The 16,543-nt window shown below is 67.8% G+C and carries 13 protein-coding genes and 2 pseudogenes; 10 read left to right on the top strand and 5 right to left on the bottom strand.

Annotated features, from left to right (window positions below; genetic code table 11):
* Positions 1 to 6: 6 nt before the first annotated feature.
* Positions 7 to 854, bottom strand: a pseudogene (locus QP165_RS10325) (cold-shock protein).
* Between the two features lie 386 nt (positions 855 to 1,240).
* Between QP165_RS10325 and QP165_RS10320 the strand changes: the two are divergent.
* The 6 genes from QP165_RS10320 to QP165_RS10295 all read left to right on the top strand — a co-directional run bounded on the left by QP165_RS10320 (position 1,241) and on the right by QP165_RS10295 (position 7,018).
* On the top strand, positions 1,241 to 1,861 hold the full coding sequence (locus QP165_RS10320) for a ribonuclease D (RefSeq protein ID WP_056017994.1): 621 nt from the start codon (positions 1,241 to 1,243) through the stop codon (positions 1,859 to 1,861).
* A 1-nt stretch (position 1,862) separates the two neighbouring features.
* Positions 1,863 to 2,525 carry an LPS export ABC transporter periplasmic protein LptC gene (gene lptC / locus QP165_RS10315; RefSeq protein WP_333995568.1) on the top strand — a complete coding sequence of 221 codons (663 nt, stop codon included), beginning with the start codon at positions 1,863 to 1,865 and terminating at the stop codon, positions 2,523 to 2,525.
* A 5-nt stretch (positions 2,526 to 2,530) separates the two neighbouring features.
* Complete coding sequence (locus QP165_RS10310; protein ID WP_056017991.1) at positions 2,531 to 3,076, top strand: LptA/OstA family protein; 546 nt, start codon at positions 2,531 to 2,533, stop codon at positions 3,074 to 3,076.
* 146 nt (positions 3,077 to 3,222) lie between these two features.
* A complete protein-coding gene (gene lptB / locus QP165_RS10305; protein ID WP_333995566.1) occupies positions 3,223 to 4,017 on the top strand; it encodes an LPS export ABC transporter ATP-binding protein in 795 nt (264 codons plus the stop codon).
* A 4-nt stretch (positions 4,018 to 4,021) separates the two neighbouring features.
* A complete protein-coding gene (rpoN, locus tag QP165_RS10300; protein ID WP_333995565.1) occupies positions 4,022 to 5,536 on the top strand; it encodes an RNA polymerase factor sigma-54 in 1,515 nt (504 codons plus the stop codon).
* A 60-nt stretch (positions 5,537 to 5,596) separates the two neighbouring features.
* On the top strand, positions 5,597 to 7,018 hold the full coding sequence (locus tag QP165_RS10295; RefSeq protein WP_333995564.1) for a DUF418 domain-containing protein: 1,422 nt from the start codon (positions 5,597 to 5,599) through the stop codon (positions 7,016 to 7,018).
* Here the strand turns inward: QP165_RS10295 and QP165_RS10290 are convergent.
* Positions 7,015 to 8,036 (bottom strand): annotated as a pseudogene (locus QP165_RS10290) (ligase-associated DNA damage response exonuclease). The gene QP165_RS10295 and the pseudogene QP165_RS10290 overlap by 4 nt on opposite strands.
* A 100-nt stretch (positions 8,037 to 8,136) precedes the next feature.
* Positions 8,137 to 8,742, bottom strand: a complete 606-nt coding sequence (locus QP165_RS10285; protein WP_333995563.1) for a hypothetical protein — start codon at positions 8,740 to 8,742, stop codon at positions 8,137 to 8,139.
* A 158-nt stretch (positions 8,743 to 8,900) separates the two neighbouring features.
* Between QP165_RS10285 and QP165_RS10280 the strand changes: the two genes are divergently transcribed.
* Genes QP165_RS10280 through QP165_RS10270 form a run of 3 tightly spaced genes read left to right on the top strand, consistent with a single transcriptional unit; the run spans position 8,901 to position 13,007 of the window.
* Complete coding sequence (locus tag QP165_RS10280; protein WP_443019280.1) at positions 8,901 to 11,309, top strand: ligase-associated DNA damage response DEXH box helicase; 2,409 nt, start codon at positions 8,901 to 8,903, stop codon at positions 11,307 to 11,309.
* Between the two features lie 49 nt (positions 11,310 to 11,358).
* Positions 11,359 to 11,826 carry a RidA family protein gene (locus QP165_RS10275; protein ID WP_056017981.1) on the top strand — a complete coding sequence of 156 codons (468 nt, stop codon included), beginning with the start codon at positions 11,359 to 11,361 and terminating at the stop codon, positions 11,824 to 11,826.
* 32 nt (positions 11,827 to 11,858) lie between these two features.
* Complete coding sequence (locus QP165_RS10270) at positions 11,859 to 13,007, top strand: GNAT family N-acetyltransferase (RefSeq protein ID WP_333995560.1); 1,149 nt, start codon at positions 11,859 to 11,861, stop codon at positions 13,005 to 13,007.
* On the opposite strand, the gene QP165_RS10265 is transcribed toward QP165_RS10270, so the two are convergent.
* On the bottom strand, positions 12,967 to 14,562 hold the full coding sequence (locus QP165_RS10265; RefSeq protein ID WP_333995558.1) for a hypothetical protein: 1,596 nt from the start codon (positions 14,560 to 14,562) through the stop codon (positions 12,967 to 12,969). The two genes, QP165_RS10270 and QP165_RS10265, sit on opposite strands and share 41 nt — an antisense overlap.
* Before the next feature lie 138 nt (positions 14,563 to 14,700).
* Positions 14,701 to 15,954 carry an argininosuccinate synthase gene (locus QP165_RS10260; RefSeq protein ID WP_056017978.1) on the bottom strand — a complete coding sequence of 418 codons (1,254 nt, stop codon included), beginning with the start codon at positions 15,952 to 15,954 and terminating at the stop codon, positions 14,701 to 14,703.
* A gap of 128 nt (positions 15,955 to 16,082) precedes the next feature.
* Here QP165_RS10260 and QP165_RS10255 point away from each other — a divergent pair, with 128 nt between their 5' ends.
* Positions 16,083 to 16,472, top strand: coding sequence for a hypothetical protein (locus QP165_RS10255; RefSeq protein WP_056017976.1), 390 nt, complete (start codon positions 16,083 to 16,085; stop codon positions 16,470 to 16,472).
* Positions 16,473 to 16,543 lie beyond the last annotated feature (71 nt).

Genomic DNA, 16,543 nt, shown 5'->3' with positions numbered 1-16,543 from the left:
CCGTTATCAGCCACCTGCGCTCAGGTTGACGGCTGCGTACTTGCCGCGGCGATCGACCTCGAGCTCGAACTCGAGCTTGTCGCCCTCGTTCAGCGTCGCCATGCCGGCACGCTCGACGGCCGAGATGTGCACGAATGCATCGGGCTGGCCATCGTCGCGCTGAATGAAGCCGAAGCCCTTCATCGCGTTGAAGAACTTGACGGTGCCCGTCGCCTTCTCACCGGTCAGCTGGCGCTGCGGCGCGCCGCCTGCACCACGATCGCCACCACGGGGGCGCCATGGCCTTCGTCGCGATCACGCGGGGGACCACGATCGGTAACGGCCATCGGCTCGCCATCGATCTTCAGGTCGGTCGCCGAGATACGGCCACCGCGGTCGACGAGCGTGAAGCCGAGCGGCTGACCCTCTGCGAGTGCGACCATGCCGGCCTGCTCGACTGCGCTGATGTGCACGAACACGTCCTCGCCGCCGTCATCACGCACGACAAAGCCGAAACCCTTCTGCGCGTTGAAGAACTTTACGACGCCAGTGCCTTCGCCGACAACCTGCGGGGGCATGCCACGACCGGCGCCACCGCCGCCGCCGCCGCCACCAAAGCCGCCGCCACCGCCGCCGCGGTATCCACCGCCGCCACCGCCGCCGCCGCCGAAGCGATCACCGCCGCCGCCGAAGCTGCTGCCGCCGCCGTAGCTGCTGCCACCGCCGCCGCCATAGCTGCTGCCGCCGCCGAACCGGTCGCCGCCGCCGCCGAAGCTGCTGCCGCCGCCGAAATCGTCGCTGCCGCCGCCGAAGCTGTCACGCTTGTCGCGGCCACGCCCGCCACGGTTCCCGCGGCCACCTTTATCGAAACCCATAAGCCCTGATCGTCTTCCCGGTTCGCCCGCAAAATCTCTCCAGAAAACCGGCGTGTCCGGACGACGAACGCGGGCCTTCGGGCGCGAAACCTTTTGCGCCGTGATCGAGGCATAGCGCAAAAATCAAGTCACCGCGAACAGAATCTTGTGGGCAATTCTATCATCGCCCAGCATCACGGCGAAAGAGAGGCATCGGACGGCGGCACGGCATTCACGGTCGACGGGTTCGTGCAGGCCGGCTCTGGGCAGGGCGTCTGGTGCGTCATCGCCAAGCGCTCGCAAGCGCTTCGGATCAGGGGTTTGTCGGCCGTCTGGGCGGCTGTGCGCCGCAGGGGGATGACCGCATACCCATTGAGCGGCGCGGCGACCCCCGCTAGGGCCGGGGGATGACAGTTCATCTTCATGAGGGCGATATCCCGTCCGGGATCTTCGCACCCGGCGCCTCGATCGCGGTCGATACCGAGACGATGGGGCTGATCACGCCGCGGGATCGACTCTGCGTGGTCCAGCTTTCGGATGGCGGGCCGGATGAGCATCTCGTCCGATTCGCAGCCGACAGCGACTATGCCGCGCCCAATCTCAAGGCGCTGCTGAGCGATCCCGAACGGCTCAAGCTCTATCATTTCGGGCGGTTCGATATCGCGGCGATCCAGCATTATCTGGGCGTCGTCGCCGCACCCGTCTATTGCACGAAGATCGCGTCGCGGCTGGTGCGGACCTATACCGACCGGCACGGGCTGAAGGAACTCGTCCGCGAGCTCCTGGGGCAGGACGTCTCGAAGCAGCAGCAATCGTCCGACTGGGGCAGCCCCGTGCTGAGCGAGGCGCAGAAGGATTATGCCGCGTCCGACGTCCGTTTCCTCCACCGCATGAAGGAGGAACTCGACCGCCGCCTGATCCGTGAGGGCCGAATGGAACTCGCGCAGAGCTGTTTCGACTTCCTGCCGACGCGCGCGGCGCTCGATCTCGCCGGATGGCCCGAGATCGATATCTTCGCGCACGCCTGAGATGGTGCGGACGCCACGTCCTGCCGGAGGGCCGTCGCGACGGCCGGTGCGGTCGCCGCGGCAGGTCTGGGCGGCGCCGGGCAGCCGCCACGACCGCGTCGTCGGGCTCGCACGCATCGGCCTGCCGACCGCGATCGGCGTGCTGACCGCGTTTCTGGTCATGGCGCCGCTGACCGCGGGCGGCGACGTGTCGTTCGTGCTCGACAAGAACAAGGTCGAGGTCGCGCAGGAGCGGATGAAGCTCCAGGCGGCGCAATATCGCGGGCAGGATTCGAAGGGGCAGGCGTTCTCGCTCGATGCCGGATCGGCGATCCAGAAGAGCTCCGCCGAGCCCGTCGTCGACATGACGCGTCTGAGTGCGCTGCTGCAGCTTTCCGACGGTCCCGCCACGGTGAAGGCGAATACCGGGCGCTACGACATGGATACCGAGAAGGTCCGTCTCGACGGTCCGCTCAACGTCACCGCACCGCGCGGGTATGACCTGCGCACGACCAATGCGACGCTCGATCTGCGCGCGCGGACGATGGAAAGCGGGAGCGCGGTGACGGGCACCGTGCCGCAGGGGCGGTTCAGCGCGAACAAGCTGCACGCCGACCTCGAGGGACGAACCGTCAGGCTTGATGGCAATGCCCGCTTGCGGATCGTGCCGCGAGGGCCGAAATAGCGGCCATGCGCGCCCTTCATGCCCCCACCCTCCTGATGCTCCTGGCATTCGCCGCAACCGGCGTCTCCGCGCAGCGTGCCCATAATTCCAACGCGCCGATCGACTTCGGCGCGGATCATATCGAATTGCAGGACAAGGCCAATCGCGCCGTGCTGAGCGGCAGCGTGTCGGTCAAGCAGGCCGACATGACGCTCAATTCGGCGCGGATGACGGTCGCGTATACGGGCGAGGTGATCGGCGGCAATCCGCAGGTCTCGCGGCTCGACGCATCGGGCGGCGTCACCGTCCGGCGCCCGGACCAGACCGCGAAAAGCCAATATGCGATCTACGATCTCAACCAGCGCGTGATCACGATGCTGGGCGCCGTCACGCTCACCCAGGGCGGCAACACCGTCAACGGGGGGCGTCTGACGATGAACCTCGACACGGGCCGTGCGGTCATCGACGGATCGTCGGTACGCGGCAGCAACGGCGCGGCGGCGAGCGGCGGTACCGTGACGCAGACCGGCGGCCGCGTGACCGGGACCTTCTCGGTCCCCAAGCGCAACTGATCGATCTCGCCCGGCATGACATGGCTTTCGCGATCGAAGACCGGGCTCTCGCGATCGGAGACCGGATTCACGCCTTCCGTTTCCCCGCTGCCGATGCGCACCGTTCCCGTTTCTGCCGCTCCCTTATTATCTGAAGGCCGATCTTGATGGATGCCTCCACGCTGCCCCCGATCGACAATGCCGGCGCGCACGGCGAGCCGATCGTCGAATCGCCGGTGGTCGACGGCCTCCAGGTCGTGTCGATCGCCAAGTCCTATGACAAGCGCACCGTACTGACCGACGTCTCGGTGTCGGTCGGGCGGGGCGAGGTGGTCGGGCTGCTGGGGCCGAACGGCGCGGGTAAGACGACGTGCTTCTATTCGGTGATGGGATTGGTGAAGCCCGATCCGGGCCGCATCATGCTCGACGGCGAGGACATCACGCGGTTGCCGATGTACCGGCGCGCGATCCTAGGCCTGGGCTATCTGCCGCAGGAGACGTCGATCTTTCGCGGGCTGACGATCGAGAAGAACATCCTCACGGTGCTCGAGCTCGCCGAACCCGACAAAGCCGAGCGTCAGCGCAAGCTCGATACGCTGCTCGACGAATTCGGCCTGACGCGGTTGCGGACCTCGCCCGCGATGGCGCTGTCGGGGGGCGAACGCCGCCGCGCGGAAATCGCGCGTGCGCTCGCCGCCGAGCCGTCGATCATGCTGCTCGACGAACCGTTCGCGGGGATCGACCCGATCTCGATCGCCGACATACGCGATCTGGTGAAGGATCTGAAGCGGCGCGACATCGGCGTGCTGATCACCGATCACAACGTCCGCGAGACGCTCGACATCGTCGACCGCGCCTACATCATCTATGACGGTCGCGTGCTGTTCTCGGGCAGCCCCGCCGAGCTCGTCGCCGACGCGAACGTCCGCCGCCTGTATCTGGGCGAAGGCTTCTCGCTCTAGTGTCATGAGCCTCGCGCCTCGCCTGGACATTCGCCAATCGCAATCGCTGGTGATGACCCCGCAATTGCAGCAGGCGATCAAGCTGCTGGCGCTGTCGAACCTCGAGATCGAGGGGTTCCTGGCCGAGGAGATCGAGCGAAACCCGCTGCTCGAGGCGGGCGCAGCCGACGATGGCGACGGCCCCGATCGTGACCCCGGCCAGGAGCCGGCGCCCGAGACGCCGCGCGACGAACGCGTCGCGGCAGACGACCTCGTCTCGGGCGCGGCGGGCGGCGACGAGCCCGCGCTCGACGTCGACTATGCGACCGAGAGCCATCAGCAGGACAGCGTCGCCGATGGCGGCAGCGGGATGGACGGCGCGCTGTCGATGACCGGTGCCAGTGCGGGCGGGGCAGGGGGCGAGGACGGCCCCGATCTCGACGCGTTCGCCGATACCGGGCTCAGCCTGGCCGATCACCTGATGGCGCAGGCAGGTCCCGCGATCGCCGCGGACGATGCGTTCATCGCCGCGCATCTGATCGATCAGATCGACGAGGCGGGGTATCTGACGGCCCCGCTCCTCGACATGGCGACGCGGCTCGGCGTGCCGCTCGCCCGTACCGAGCATGTTCTCGCGATCATCCAGACGTTCGACCCGACCGGCGTCGGCGCGCGCGATCTCGCCGAATGCCTCGCGATCCAGGCGCGCGAGGCCGACCGCTACGATCCGTGCATGGCGCGGCTGATCGACAATCTCGACCTGCTCGCCCGCGGAGAACTTGGCCGGTTGAAGCGGATCTGCGAGGTGGACGACGAGGATATCGCCGACATGATCCGCGAGCTTCGCGGCTATGATCCGAAGCCCGGCTGCCGGTTCGGCGGCGAGCCGAGCCAGGCGGTGGTCCCCGACCTGTTCGTCGCGCGGACCAAGGCCGGGTGGGCGATCGAGATCAACGCCGCGACGCTGCCGCGCGTGCTCGTCAACCGCAGCTATTATACCGAATTGGCGAGCGGGCAGCAGGACAAGGCGTCGAAGGCATGGCTCAGCGACTGCCTCGCCAGCGCGAACTGGCTGGTCAAGGCGCTCGACCAGCGACAGCGGACGATCATCAAGGTCGCGACCGAGATCGTGAAGCAGCAGGAGGCGTTCTTCCTCCACGGCGTCGCGCACCTGAAGCCGATGACGCTGCGGATGGTGGCCGATGCGATCGAGATGCACGAATCGACCGTCAGCCGGGTCACGAGCAACAAATATGTTTCGTGCGCGCGCGGCCTGTACGAACTCAAATATTTCTTCACGTCGGCGATCCAGTCGGCCGACGGCGGCGACGCGGTCTCCGCGCAGGCGGTCAAAAGCGCGATCAAGGCATTGATCGCAAACGAGGGTGCCAAGATCCTGTCGGACGACACGCTGGTCGAACTGCTCGACGGCAAGGGCTTCGACATCGCCCGGCGGACGGTCGCGAAATACCGGGAGTCGCTTGGGATCGGCAGTTCGGTACAACGCCGCCGCGCGCGCACGCTCGAGGGCACCGGCTGACGCTTGCCTTCTGCCTGCAACGGCGTAGCGTCGCGTCGTCATCACGGGGGGCCCAGACCGATGAACGATCAGACTGCTGGTAGCGCCGCCGCCGACGATGCCGCCGACATCACGCACGCCGGACATGCAATCGGCGGGACCTCGCCGGCGATGACCGCGGCGGAGCCCGATGGCGCGCCGCGGATCGCGGTCCTCGACATCCTGCGCGGGATCGCGATCCTCGCCATCCTGTTCATGAACATCAACGACATGGGCGGCTCGCTGTTCGCGTCGTTCGACGATGTCCGTCATTTCGGCTGGGCGACGCAGGACCAGGTCGCGTGGTGGCTGCGCGAGGTGATCGCGAACGGAACCGCGCGCTGCATGCTCGAGATGCTGTTCGGCGCCGGGATGGTGATCCTGACCGATCGCGCCGCGCTGGCGGTCGGCACGCGCGTCGTGATGAAGCGCTATTATGTCCGCAACCTGCTGCTGTTCGCGTTCGGGCTCGTGCACATCTTCATCCTGCTGTGGCCGGGCGACATTCTGCACACCTATGGCCTTGCGGCGCTGGTCGCGTTCCTGTTCCGCCGGCTCCGTCCGCGCCTGCTGATCGTGTTCGGGCTGGCCGCCGCGGTGCTGCAGTTCGCGGGCGGGACCTATGGCTATGTGTCGACGGTGCAGACGCAGTCCAGGGTCGCGGCCATCGAAGCCGCGCGCGGCGCGGGGCGGCCGGTCGAGGCCGCGGACCGGGCGTTTCTCGCCAAGATCGCCAAGAACAAGGCCGCGCGCGCGAAGAGCAAGGCCGAGGACAAGGCCAGGATCGTCGCCGAGGACAAGGCGCGGACGGGCAACTTCAGGACATGGGCGGCCTATCAGTGGAGCGTCACCGCGTACCTCGAAAGCCGCGGGCTCGAACTGCTGTTCGTCTGGGAGGCCGCCGGCGTGATGCTGATCGGCGCGGCGCTCTACAGGCTGGGCATCCTCCAGGGCAGCCGCTCGCGGGCGTTCTACTGGCGGATGACGGTCATCGCCTACGGTGTCGCGATCCCGTTGCGGATCATCGGTGCCGCCGAACAGATGCGATTCGACACCAGCGCCAAGACGCTGTGGGCGACGACGGAAATCGCACGCCAGGCGATGACGCTCGGTCATGTCGGCGCGGTCAACCTGCTGGTGGGGACGCTTGTCGGGGCACGGCTGTTGCGCCCGTTCGTCGCGGCGGGCCGGACCGCGCTGTCGATCTATGTGCTGCAGACGATCGTCGGACTGTGGATCCTGTTCCCGCCGTTCGCGCTCGGTCTCTATGGCCGGCTGGGCTGGGCGGAACTGATGGCGACCGCGCTGGTCATCGACGTGGCGCTGCTGTGGCTGGCCAATGCGTATCTGACGCGCTTCACGATCGCCCCCGTGGAATGGGCGTGGCGGTCGCTGATCGAGCGGCGCAGGCTGGCCTGGCGCAAACCGCGCGCCGAGTCCCGGGGACGCCTTGAGCCCGCCTAGTCGTCCTCGTCCTCGAACCCGACGAGCGCAAGCGCACGCGCCTTGATCTGTCGCGTCATGCACCAGTGGATCAGCGCGTCGTCGCGCCCATGCGTCACCCAGACCTCGCGCGGCGCGATCTCGGCGAGCGTCTCCGTCAGTTCGTCCCAGTCGGCGTGGTCGCTGAGGATCAGCGGCAGTTCGACGTTTTTCTGCCGCGCGCGTCCGCGTACGCGCATCCAGCCGCTCGCCATCGCGGTGATCGGATCGGGCAGCCGTCGCGACCAGCGATCGTTGAGCGCACCCGGCGGGCACATCACGACATGCCCCGCCATCTCCGCCTTCTTCGCGTCGGCGACGGGGCGCAACTCGCCCAGCCGCACGCCATGCTCGGCATACAGGTCGCACAGCCGTTGCAGCGCACCGTGGATATAGATCGGCGCCTCGTGCCCGCGTTCGCGCAGTTCGCAGATCACGCGCTGCGCCTTGCCCAGCGCATAGGCGCCGACGAGCACGCAGCGTTCGGGATTAGCGTGGAGCGCGGTGATCAGCTTGTCGATCTCGTCGCCCGTGTCCGGATGCCGGAACACCGGCAGGCCGAACGTCGCCTCGGTGACGAACACGTCGCATTTCACCGGCTGGAACGGGACGCAGGTCGGATCGCTGCGGCGCTTGTAATCGCCCGACACGACGACGCGTTCGCCGCGATAATCGAGAATGATTTGCGCCGAGCCGAGCACATGCCCCGCGGGCACGAAGCCGATATCAACCCCGTCGCCTGCGCCATCCGCTCCGCCCCCCATCCGGATCGTCTCGCCATATGCGACCGGGTGGCCGGTTTGCGGACCATAGCGCGCGTCCATGATCGCCAGCGTCTCGGGCGTCGCCCAGACCGCCGCGTGCCCCCGCGCGCATGGTCCGCATGGCCATGCGTCACGAGCGCCTTCGCGCTGGGGATTGAGGGATCGATCCAGGCATCGATCGGCTTGACCAGGATGCCGTGCGGATGCGGTTCGAGCCAGTCGCCGAGTCTTGCCATGGGGCTAGTACGCGCGAGCGAGGCGGTGGTGCCGTCAGCTCCACGCCCGACGACCGCGATGATCAGGCGACCGCGCGGATCGGCGCGCGCCGCCGGCCGATCAGCGCCGCCGCCCGATCTTGATCGTCGCCAGGATGGCATCCATCCGTGCCGCGGCGACGGCCTGTGGCGGGGCATTGCGCCGCGGCGGCGGGGCGGCCGCGGCCGAATAGGTGACGCGGTCGATCGCATAGCAGGCGCCGTTGACCACGGTGCGGAAATTGGTGGCGCGGACCGCCTGGCTCATCCCGGCATCGCCGTTCGCATACACCGTCCAGCGATGGCCGCCGAGCATCCGGTCGGGCAACCGTCGCCCGCTGCCCGACCGCGTGCCCGCGGTGCCGCATGTGGCGATCACTGTGGCGCTGCGGCTGAAACCGACCTGGATCATCTCGGTCACCTGGCCCTGGCCGTCGGTCGGCTTTGCGACCTGCCAGAACCGGACCACGCCGACGCCGCGCCCGACCGGGGTCCCGTCCCACATCAGCCGCCAGCCCGCGCTCATCAGCGCGCGTCCGGCGAAATTCCGCGTCGGCTGCAGGCTCGAGGGATGGCTCAGCCGTATCAGTCCGCCCGCGCCGATGAACGACTGCGACGCCGCGGTCGCATTCGCCAGCGGCAGCAGCGCGAGGAGAGGCAGGGGCAGAAGGTAGCGATAGAGCGACACCAGGAGCCTTTCGTTGCGAGAAACCATCCGACGCCGATCGGGCTCGATCGCCGGGCGCCAACCATGCCGATGAGGTCCATGCCTATGAGATCCATAGCAACAGGGTCCATGGCGATGGGGCGCACCGCCCCCATATGACGACGATGCGTGAACGTTGCGTGACCAAACTGCCCTTGCCCCTTGAAAGCTGGTTCGCGACGCGAGGGTGGCAGCCGCGTCGGCATCAGCGCGACATGCTCGATGCCGCGCGCGCGGGCGAGCATGCGCTGCTCGTTGCCGCGACCGGTGCGGGCAAGACGCTCGCGGGGTTCCTGCCGACGCTCGCCGAGCTGATCGACGCGCCGACCGAGGGGCTCCACACGCTCTATGTCTCGCCGCTGAAGGCGCTCGCGGTCGACGTCCAGCGCAATCTGCTGACGCCGATCGAGGAAATGGGCGTCGACATCCGCGTCGAGACGCGGACCGGCGACACGCCGTCCGACCGCAAGGCGCGACAGCGGATCAAGCCGCCGCAGATCCTGCTGACCACGCCCGAATCGCTGTCGCTGCTGCTGAGCTATCCCGACAGCCTGACGATGTTCGCGGGGATCCGGACGATCATCGTCGACGAGGTTCACGCGTTTGCGACCGGCAAGCGCGGCGATCTGCTCTCGCTGTGCATGGCGCGGCTGCAGAAGATCGCGCCGGGAATGCGCCGCGTCGCGCTGTCGGCGACGGTCGCGGATGCGGACGGCTACCGTGCATGGCTCGCGCCCGATGGCGACATCGACCAGGTCACGATGGTCGACGGCGAGCCCGGCGCGGACCCGAACATCGCGATCCTGCTGCCCGAGGGCCGCATCCCGTGGTCGGGACATTCGGGTCGCTATGCCGCCGAACAGGTCATGGCCGAGATCGAATCGCACGGCACGACGATCGTGTTCTGCAACACGCGCAGCCTCGCCGAGCTGATCTTCCAGGACCTGTGGAAGGTGAACGCGAACAACCTGCCGATCGGCGTCCACCACGGCAGCCTCGCCCGCGAGGCGCGACGCAAGGTCGAGGGCGCGATGGCGGACGGCAAGCTGCGCGCGCTGGTCGCCACCGCCAGCCTCGACCTGGGGGTCGACTGGGGCAATGTCGACTGCGTGATCCAGATGGGGGCGCCCAAGGGCTCGTCGCGGCTGCTCCAGCGGATCGGCCGCGCGAACCACCGGCTCGACGAGGCGAGCGAGGCGATCCTCGTCCCCGGCAACCGGTTCGAATATCTCGAGGCGCGGGCCGCGCTCGATGCGGTCGAGGCGGGCGAGCTCGATCCCGACCTGTTCCGCGTCGGCGCGCTCGACGTGCTCGCGCAGCACGTCATGGCCTGTGCGTGCGCCGCACCGTTCCGCGAAGCCGACCTGCTCGACGAGATCCGGTCCGCGCTGCCCTATTCGGCATTGCCGACCGAGACGTTCGAACGGGTGCTCGGCTTCATCCGCGACGGCGGCTACAGCCTCAAGGCCTATGACCGGTTCAAGCGGCTGACGCAGGATCCCGACGGCACCTGGCGTATCAGCCACCCCAAGTTCATCGCGCAGCACCGCCTCAACGCGGGCATCATCGTCGAGGCGACGATGCTCAACGTCCGGTTCGGCAATGGCCGCGCGCTAGGCCGCGTCGAGGAGGGGTTCGCCGCACAGCTCAGCCACGGCGACACCTTCTTCTTCGCGGGTCTGAGCCTCGAGGTGATGAAGATCGATACCGAGGATCTCGTCGTCCGCGCGACGTCGAAACCCGCGCGCATCCCGACCTATGGCGGCAGCCGCATGCCGCTGTCGACTAACCTCGCCGACCGCGTCCGCGGCTTTCTCGCGCATCCCGGCGAATGGGCGCGCTTCCCTGACGACGTCCGCGAATGGCTCGAATATCAGCGGCTGCGCTCGGTCCTGCCCGAACCCGGGCAGTTGCTGGTCGAGACGTTCCCGCGCGAGGGGCGGCATTACATGATCGCCTACAGCTTCGAGGGGTGGAACGCGCACCAGTCGCTCGGCATGCTCGTGACCCGGCGCATGGAGACGCTCGGACTGAAGCCGCTCGGCTTCGTCGCGAACGACTATGCGCTCGCCGTCTACGGTCTCGAGAAGATCACCGACCCCGCCGCGCTGTTCTCCGCCGATATCCTCGAGCACGAATTCGTCGACTGGGTGCAGCAGTCGCATCTGCTCAAGCGTGCGTTTCGCGAGGTCGCGGTGATCGGCGGGCTGGTCGAGCGCCAGCATCCCGGCAAGCGCAAGACCGGACGGCAGGTCACCTTCTCGACCGACCTGATCTACGACGTGCTGCGCAAATACGAGCCGACGCACCTGCTGCTCGAAGCGGCATGGGCGGATGCGCGCGCGCGGATGACCGATGTCGGCCGCCTCGCCGGGCTGCTCGACCGCGCGGCGGCGACGATGCTGCACGTCGATCTCGACCGCGTGACCCCGCTCGCGGTGCCCGTGCTCACGCTGATCGGGCGCGAGAAGGTCGCGACCAACACCGCCGACGACGCGCTGCTCGTCGAGGCCGAGGCGCTGGCGGCCGAGGCGATGCGGATCGACTGATGCGTCCCCCGCTTGACCGGAGCCCCGCGCTTGTGGTGAGACCGCGGACATGACCGATCGTATCGACCGCAAGCTCGAAGAGCTTGGCCTCGCCTTGCCGCAGGCCGCCGCCCCCGTCGCCTCCTATGTCCCCGCCGTCGAGGCGAACGGGTTGCTCCACATCTCGGGTCAGCTGCCCTTCAAGGACGGCCAGATCGTCACCGGGCGCCTCGGCGACGGCGTCTCGCTCGAGGACGGCCAGGATGCGGCACAGCGTTGCGCGCTGATGCTCGTCGCGCAGATGAAGGCGGCGCTCGGCTCGCTCGGCCGTGTCGAGCGGATCGTGAAGCTCGGCGTGTTCGTCAACTCGCACGGCGATTTCACCGACCAGCCCAAGGTCGCCAACGGCGCGTCCGACCTGATGGTCCAGCTGTTCGGCGATGCCGGCAAGCATGCGCGCTCGGCGGTCGGCGTGCCCGTCCTGCCGCTCGGCGCCGCGGTCGAGATCGACGCGATCGTCCAGGTCTCCGCCGCTTGAGCCTGACGCATGTGCCCCTATTTTAGGGGCACATGACCGCCCTCTCAGCCCGCATCGCCTCAGGCGTCGTCGCAATCGCCGCCAAGGACTGGAACGCGTGCGCAGGCGAGGGCAATCCCTTTGTCGGCCATGACTTCCTCGCCGCACTCGAAACCTCGGGCAGCGTCGGCGGGCGTTCGGGGTGGCAGGCACTCCCGATCGTCATCGACGATGACGACGGTACGCCCGCCGCGATCGCCCCGGCCTATGCCAAGAGCCACAGCCAGGGCGAATATGTCTTCGACCGCGCCTGGGCGGACGCCTGGGAGCGCGCGGGTGGGCGCTATTATCCCAAGCTCCAGCTGTGCGCGCCGTTCAGCCCGGTGCCCGGCCCGCGGCTGTTGCTGCGCGATCCGACGCTCGCGCCGGCGCTGATCGCCGCGGTCGAGGCCGTCACCGACCAGAGCGGGCTGTCGTCGGCGCATGCGACCTTCATCGCACCCGACGAGGTCGCCGCGTTCGAGGCGGCCGGCTGGCTCATCCGGCAAGGCACGCAGTTCCACTGGCGGAACGCGGGCTATGCGAGCTTCGACGATTTCCTTGCCGCGCTCGCCAGCCGCAAGCGCAAGGCGATCCGCAAGGAGCGCGCGGCGGCGGTCGAAGGGCTGACGATCCGCCACCTGAGCGGGGCCGAGATCACGCCCGCGCACTGGGATGCGTTCTGGGTCTTCTATCAGGACACGGGCAGCCGCAAATGGGGCCAGCCCTATCTGACGCGGGGTTTCTTCGACACGATCGGCGCGACGATGGGCGACCGGATCCTGCTGATCCTCGCCGAGCGCGACGGCGTACCGATCGCGGGGGCGCTGAACCTGATCGGCGAGGACACGCTCTATGGTCGCTATTGGGGCGCGACCGAGGAGGTGCCGTTCCTCCATTTCGAGCTCTGCTATTATCAGGCGATCGACGCTGCGATCGCGCGCGGTCTGCAGACGGTCGAGGCGGGCGCGCAGGGGGAGCACAAGCTCGCGCGCGGCTATGCGCCCGTCGCGACCTATTCCGCGCATTATATTCCCGACGCGGGGTTCCGCCGGGCGATCGCCGACTTCCTCGAACGCGAGCGCGAGGCGGTCGCCGCCGATCGCGACTATCTCGGCGAACTCACTCCGTTTCGGCGGGGCGGGGCGTCACCGTCCGATTGACCTTGAACAACGCGCTGGTGCCGTCGCGGCGGATCAGCGTCAGGTCGTGGATCAGCGCCGGGTCGAACGCCGGCGGGTGGATCAGCCAGACATAGTCGAACGCCGCGCGCGGAAAATGCTCGAGCGCGGTCGAGATCGGTCGCCAGAACTGGCCACGGCAGCGGATGTCGGACACGATTTCCGACGGGTCGTGCGAAAAGCCGCGCGCGGCGGGATAGCGTGTCGTCATCAGCTGTCCGCCCGCCATCGACCATTGATCGTTGGCAAACGCCAGCCGGCGCTCGAGCAACAGCCCGGGCACATGCTCGAGCCGCGAATAGGCCCAGTCGTCGCGACAGCGCCGGCCGACGAACGAGACGACGCGCGCACGCTCGGGCAGCGTGTCGATCGCGGCGATCGCCTGGTCGTACGACCGGTCGTAGATCAGGTAGCTGATCGTCGTGCCCGCCAGTCGAACCGCGAAGAAGCTGAACCCGAGCACCGCGAGCACCGCCGCGCCGCGCAGCGACAGCCCGTGCCGCGGGCGCAGCGCGATGATCGCGAAGGCGAGCATGAACGGCGCGAGCCGCATGTCGGCATAGGCGGATCCGAACACGATCTGCGGCAACAGGATATAGACCAGCAGCAGGAACAGCGCGGACAGCGACAGGTTGCGCGAATATTCGATCGTCTGGTCGCGGATGCCGCGGAACAGGATGATGAAGAGCACGGTGACCGAGGCGATGTCGAACGCCATCCACCTGTCGCGCAGGACCATCGTGATCCAGTTCATCTTCCAGCGCCAGTTGAACCAGTCCTGCGTCTTGCCGGTGACGTGGTCGCCCGACCGCCACAGCACCATCATCACCATCGGCAGCGCGAGCGGGATGCAGTTGATCCCGGCGCGGATGATCGCGCTGACCCAGCCATGCGACGCGCCGCTGTCGCGGATCGCGTCCTTGCGGATATCGTGTTGGCGGATCAGCTCGGCGGAGAAGGCGAGCACGCCGAGCACGCCCCAGCCAAACGTATGGCACAGCCACAACAGGCACGAGGCGGGGACGAACAGGATCGTGCGCAACCGTAGCTTGCCCAGCCGCCCGAGCCGTACCCAGAAGGCGAACAGGTTGAGCGCGAGCGCCATCGCCAGCGCGAAATTGGCAAAGCCGAACTGGAAGGGATAGCTGTACGCGAGCGGCAGCGCGAACAGCGCGGTCGCCGGGATCCGGCCATGGACCTCGCGCGCGATCCACAACAACCCGGTCACCGTCAGCGCCGGGATCGCCATCATGATCAGCTTGACCGCCAGCTCGAGGCCGAAGATCGGCGCAAGCGGCTCGATCAGCAGATCGACGCCCAGATTGCCGATCAGCTGCCACCGGAAATCATACCATTGGCTCAGCCACGGATTGTCGCCGATCGCGAGTTGGACGCGGTAGCGCCCCATGTGCCCGGGCAGGTCGACCAGTGGCGGGATCTCCGGCCACAACAGCGGGATGATCGAGGCCAAGGCGACGCACGCGACGAACGTGCGCGTCTGCCACCAGTGAAGTTCCGTGGTTGTCCCCCGCGCCATCCCTCGACGCCTAGCGCCGGGAGGGGGCTTCGACAAGCGTCGACGTTGCGCGGTTGCGACGGAATTCGCTGCAGGCGTCACCATGGCCGAACGTCCGGCCCCGGGTGCCGCGCAGGGCGCCCGGGGGAACGTCGCGGCTCAGACCTGGTCGCGGCGGCCGAGCAGGCGCAGGCGCAGCGCGTTCAGCTTGATGAAGCCCGCGGCGTCGCGCTGGTCGTACGCGCCCTGGTCGTCCTCGAACGTCACGACCTTTTCCGAGTACAGCGAGTTGGGCGACTTGCGGCCGACCACGTACACGCCGCCCTTGTACAGCTTCAGCCGGACGGTGCCCGAGACCTTTTCCTGGCTGTGATCGATCGCTGCCTGGAGCATCTCGCGCTCGGGCGAGAACCAGAAGCCGTTATACAGCAGCTCGGCATAGCGCGGCGCGAGCTCGTCCTTCAGATGCGCCGCGCCACGGTCGAGCGTCAGCTGTTCGATGCCACGGTGCGCAAGGTGATAGATGGTGCCGCCGGGCGTCTCGTACATACCGCGGCTCTTCATGCCGACGAAGCGGTTCTCGACCAGGTCGAGACGGCCGATGCCGTGACGGCGGCCATAGTCGTTGAGCGTCGACAGCAGCGTCGCCGGGCTCATCCCCTCGCCGTTGATCGCGACGCCGTCGCCACGCTCGAAATCGATCGTGATATATTCGGGGACGTCGGGCGCGTCCTCGGGATTCACCGTGCGCGAATAGACATAGTCCGGCACTTCGTCCCACGGATTCTCGAGGACGAGGCCCTCGCTCGACGTGTGGAGCATGTTCGCATCGGTCGAGAAGGGGGCCTCGCCGCGCTTGTCCTTGCTGACCGGGATCTGGTGCTGCTCGGCGAACTCGATCAGCCTGGTGCGGCTGGTCAGGTCCCATTCGCGCCACGGTGCGATCACCTTGATGTCGGGCGACAGTGCATAATAACCGAGCTCGAAGCGGACCTGGTCGTTGCCCTTGCCGGTCGCGCCGTGGCTGACTGCGTCGGCGCCGACCATCCGGGCGATCTCGATCTGGCGCTTGGCGATCAGCGGCCGCGCGATCGACGTGCCGAGCAAATACAGCCCCTCGTACAGCGCGTTCGAGCGCATCATCGGGAACACGTAATCGCGCACGAACTCCTCGCGCAGGTCGTCGACGAAGATGTGCTCGGGCTTCACGCCCATCATCTCGGCCTTGGCGCGCGCGGGCTCGAGCTCTTCGCCCTGGCCCAGATCGGCGGTGAAGGTGACGACTTCGCAGTTATAGGTCTGCTGAAGCCATTTCAGGATCACGCTGGTGTCGAGGCCGCCGGAATAGGCGAGAACCACCCGATTGATGCCGGCGTCGCCGGCGGCGCGGTTGATCTGATCGGTCACGGGCATGGTCCTTCGGGCAATATCCAATGTCCGCGCCCCTATGCGCTGGACGGCCCGCGTGCAACCGGGCGCATTCATGGCGCGTACAACCAGCCCGCGCTAAGCGCCCCCAGTTTCATTGGAGTGTTCCGACCGTGCTACGCCAAACGCTAACCGTTCTTGTTCTCGCCGGTCTCGCGACCCCGCTCGCCGCACAGGAAACGCGCGCGTCCGCCGCCGCCAAGTTCAAGGCCGAATTCGCGGCGTCCGACACAAACAAGGACGGCGTGCTGACGCGCGCCGAGGTGCAGGCGCGGATCGGCAACATGAAGGTCGGACCGGGCCGCCCCGACCCGGTGCACGCCAAGCGGCTCGCCGATCTCTGGTTCACCAGCGCCGATGCGAACAAGGACGGCAAGGTCACGCAGCCCGAGGCGCAGGCACTGCTTGCCGCGACGTTTGCGAAATATGACGCGAACAAGGACGGCAAGATCGGCGGCGACGAACGCTCCGCCGCGAAGTCGCAGATGCAGGGCGGCCGCTGAGGTCAGACCTGTGAGGCGGTCACCCCTCTAGGGCCGTCATCCCCGCGACGGCGGGGATCCAGACTGGCTAC

It is taken from the genome of Sphingomonas sp. 22R3R2A-7 (assembly GCF_036856055.1).
In the GTDB taxonomy this organism is placed as follows: domain Bacteria; phylum Pseudomonadota; class Alphaproteobacteria; order Sphingomonadales; family Sphingomonadaceae; genus Sphingomonas.
Note: the sequence above shows the minus strand (reverse complement) of the source record. Positions and strands in the feature narration are given on the sequence as shown.

What these genes read in the sequence shown, in the direction of transcription:
- QP165_RS10320 (WP_056017994.1), top strand. Translation starts at nt 1,241, where the DNA reads ATGACAGTTCATCTTCATGAGGGCGATATCCCGTCCGGGATCTTCGCA.
- QP165_RS10310 (WP_056017991.1), top strand. Translation starts at nt 2,531, where the DNA reads ATGCGCGCCCTTCATGCCCCCACCCTCCTGATGCTCCTGGCATTCGCC.
- lptC (WP_333995568.1), top strand. Translation starts at nt 1,863, where the DNA reads ATGGTGCGGACGCCACGTCCTGCCGGAGGGCCGTCGCGACGGCCGGTG.
- rpoN (WP_333995565.1), top strand. Translation starts at nt 4,022, where the DNA reads ATGAGCCTCGCGCCTCGCCTGGACATTCGCCAATCGCAATCGCTGGTG.
- QP165_RS10260 (WP_056017978.1), bottom strand. Translation starts at nt 15,954, where the DNA reads ATGCCCGTGACCGATCAGATCAACCGCGCCGCCGGCGACGCCGGCATC.
- QP165_RS10265 (WP_333995558.1), bottom strand. Translation starts at nt 14,562, where the DNA reads ATGGCGCGGGGGACAACCACGGAACTTCACTGGTGGCAGACGCGCACG.
- QP165_RS10270 (WP_333995560.1), top strand. Translation starts at nt 11,859, where the DNA reads ATGACCGCCCTCTCAGCCCGCATCGCCTCAGGCGTCGTCGCAATCGCC.
- QP165_RS10295 (WP_333995564.1), top strand. Translation starts at nt 5,597, where the DNA reads ATGAACGATCAGACTGCTGGTAGCGCCGCCGCCGACGATGCCGCCGAC.
- QP165_RS10275 (WP_056017981.1), top strand. Translation starts at nt 11,359, where the DNA reads ATGACCGATCGTATCGACCGCAAGCTCGAAGAGCTTGGCCTCGCCTTG.
- lptB (WP_333995566.1), top strand. Translation starts at nt 3,223, where the DNA reads ATGGATGCCTCCACGCTGCCCCCGATCGACAATGCCGGCGCGCACGGC.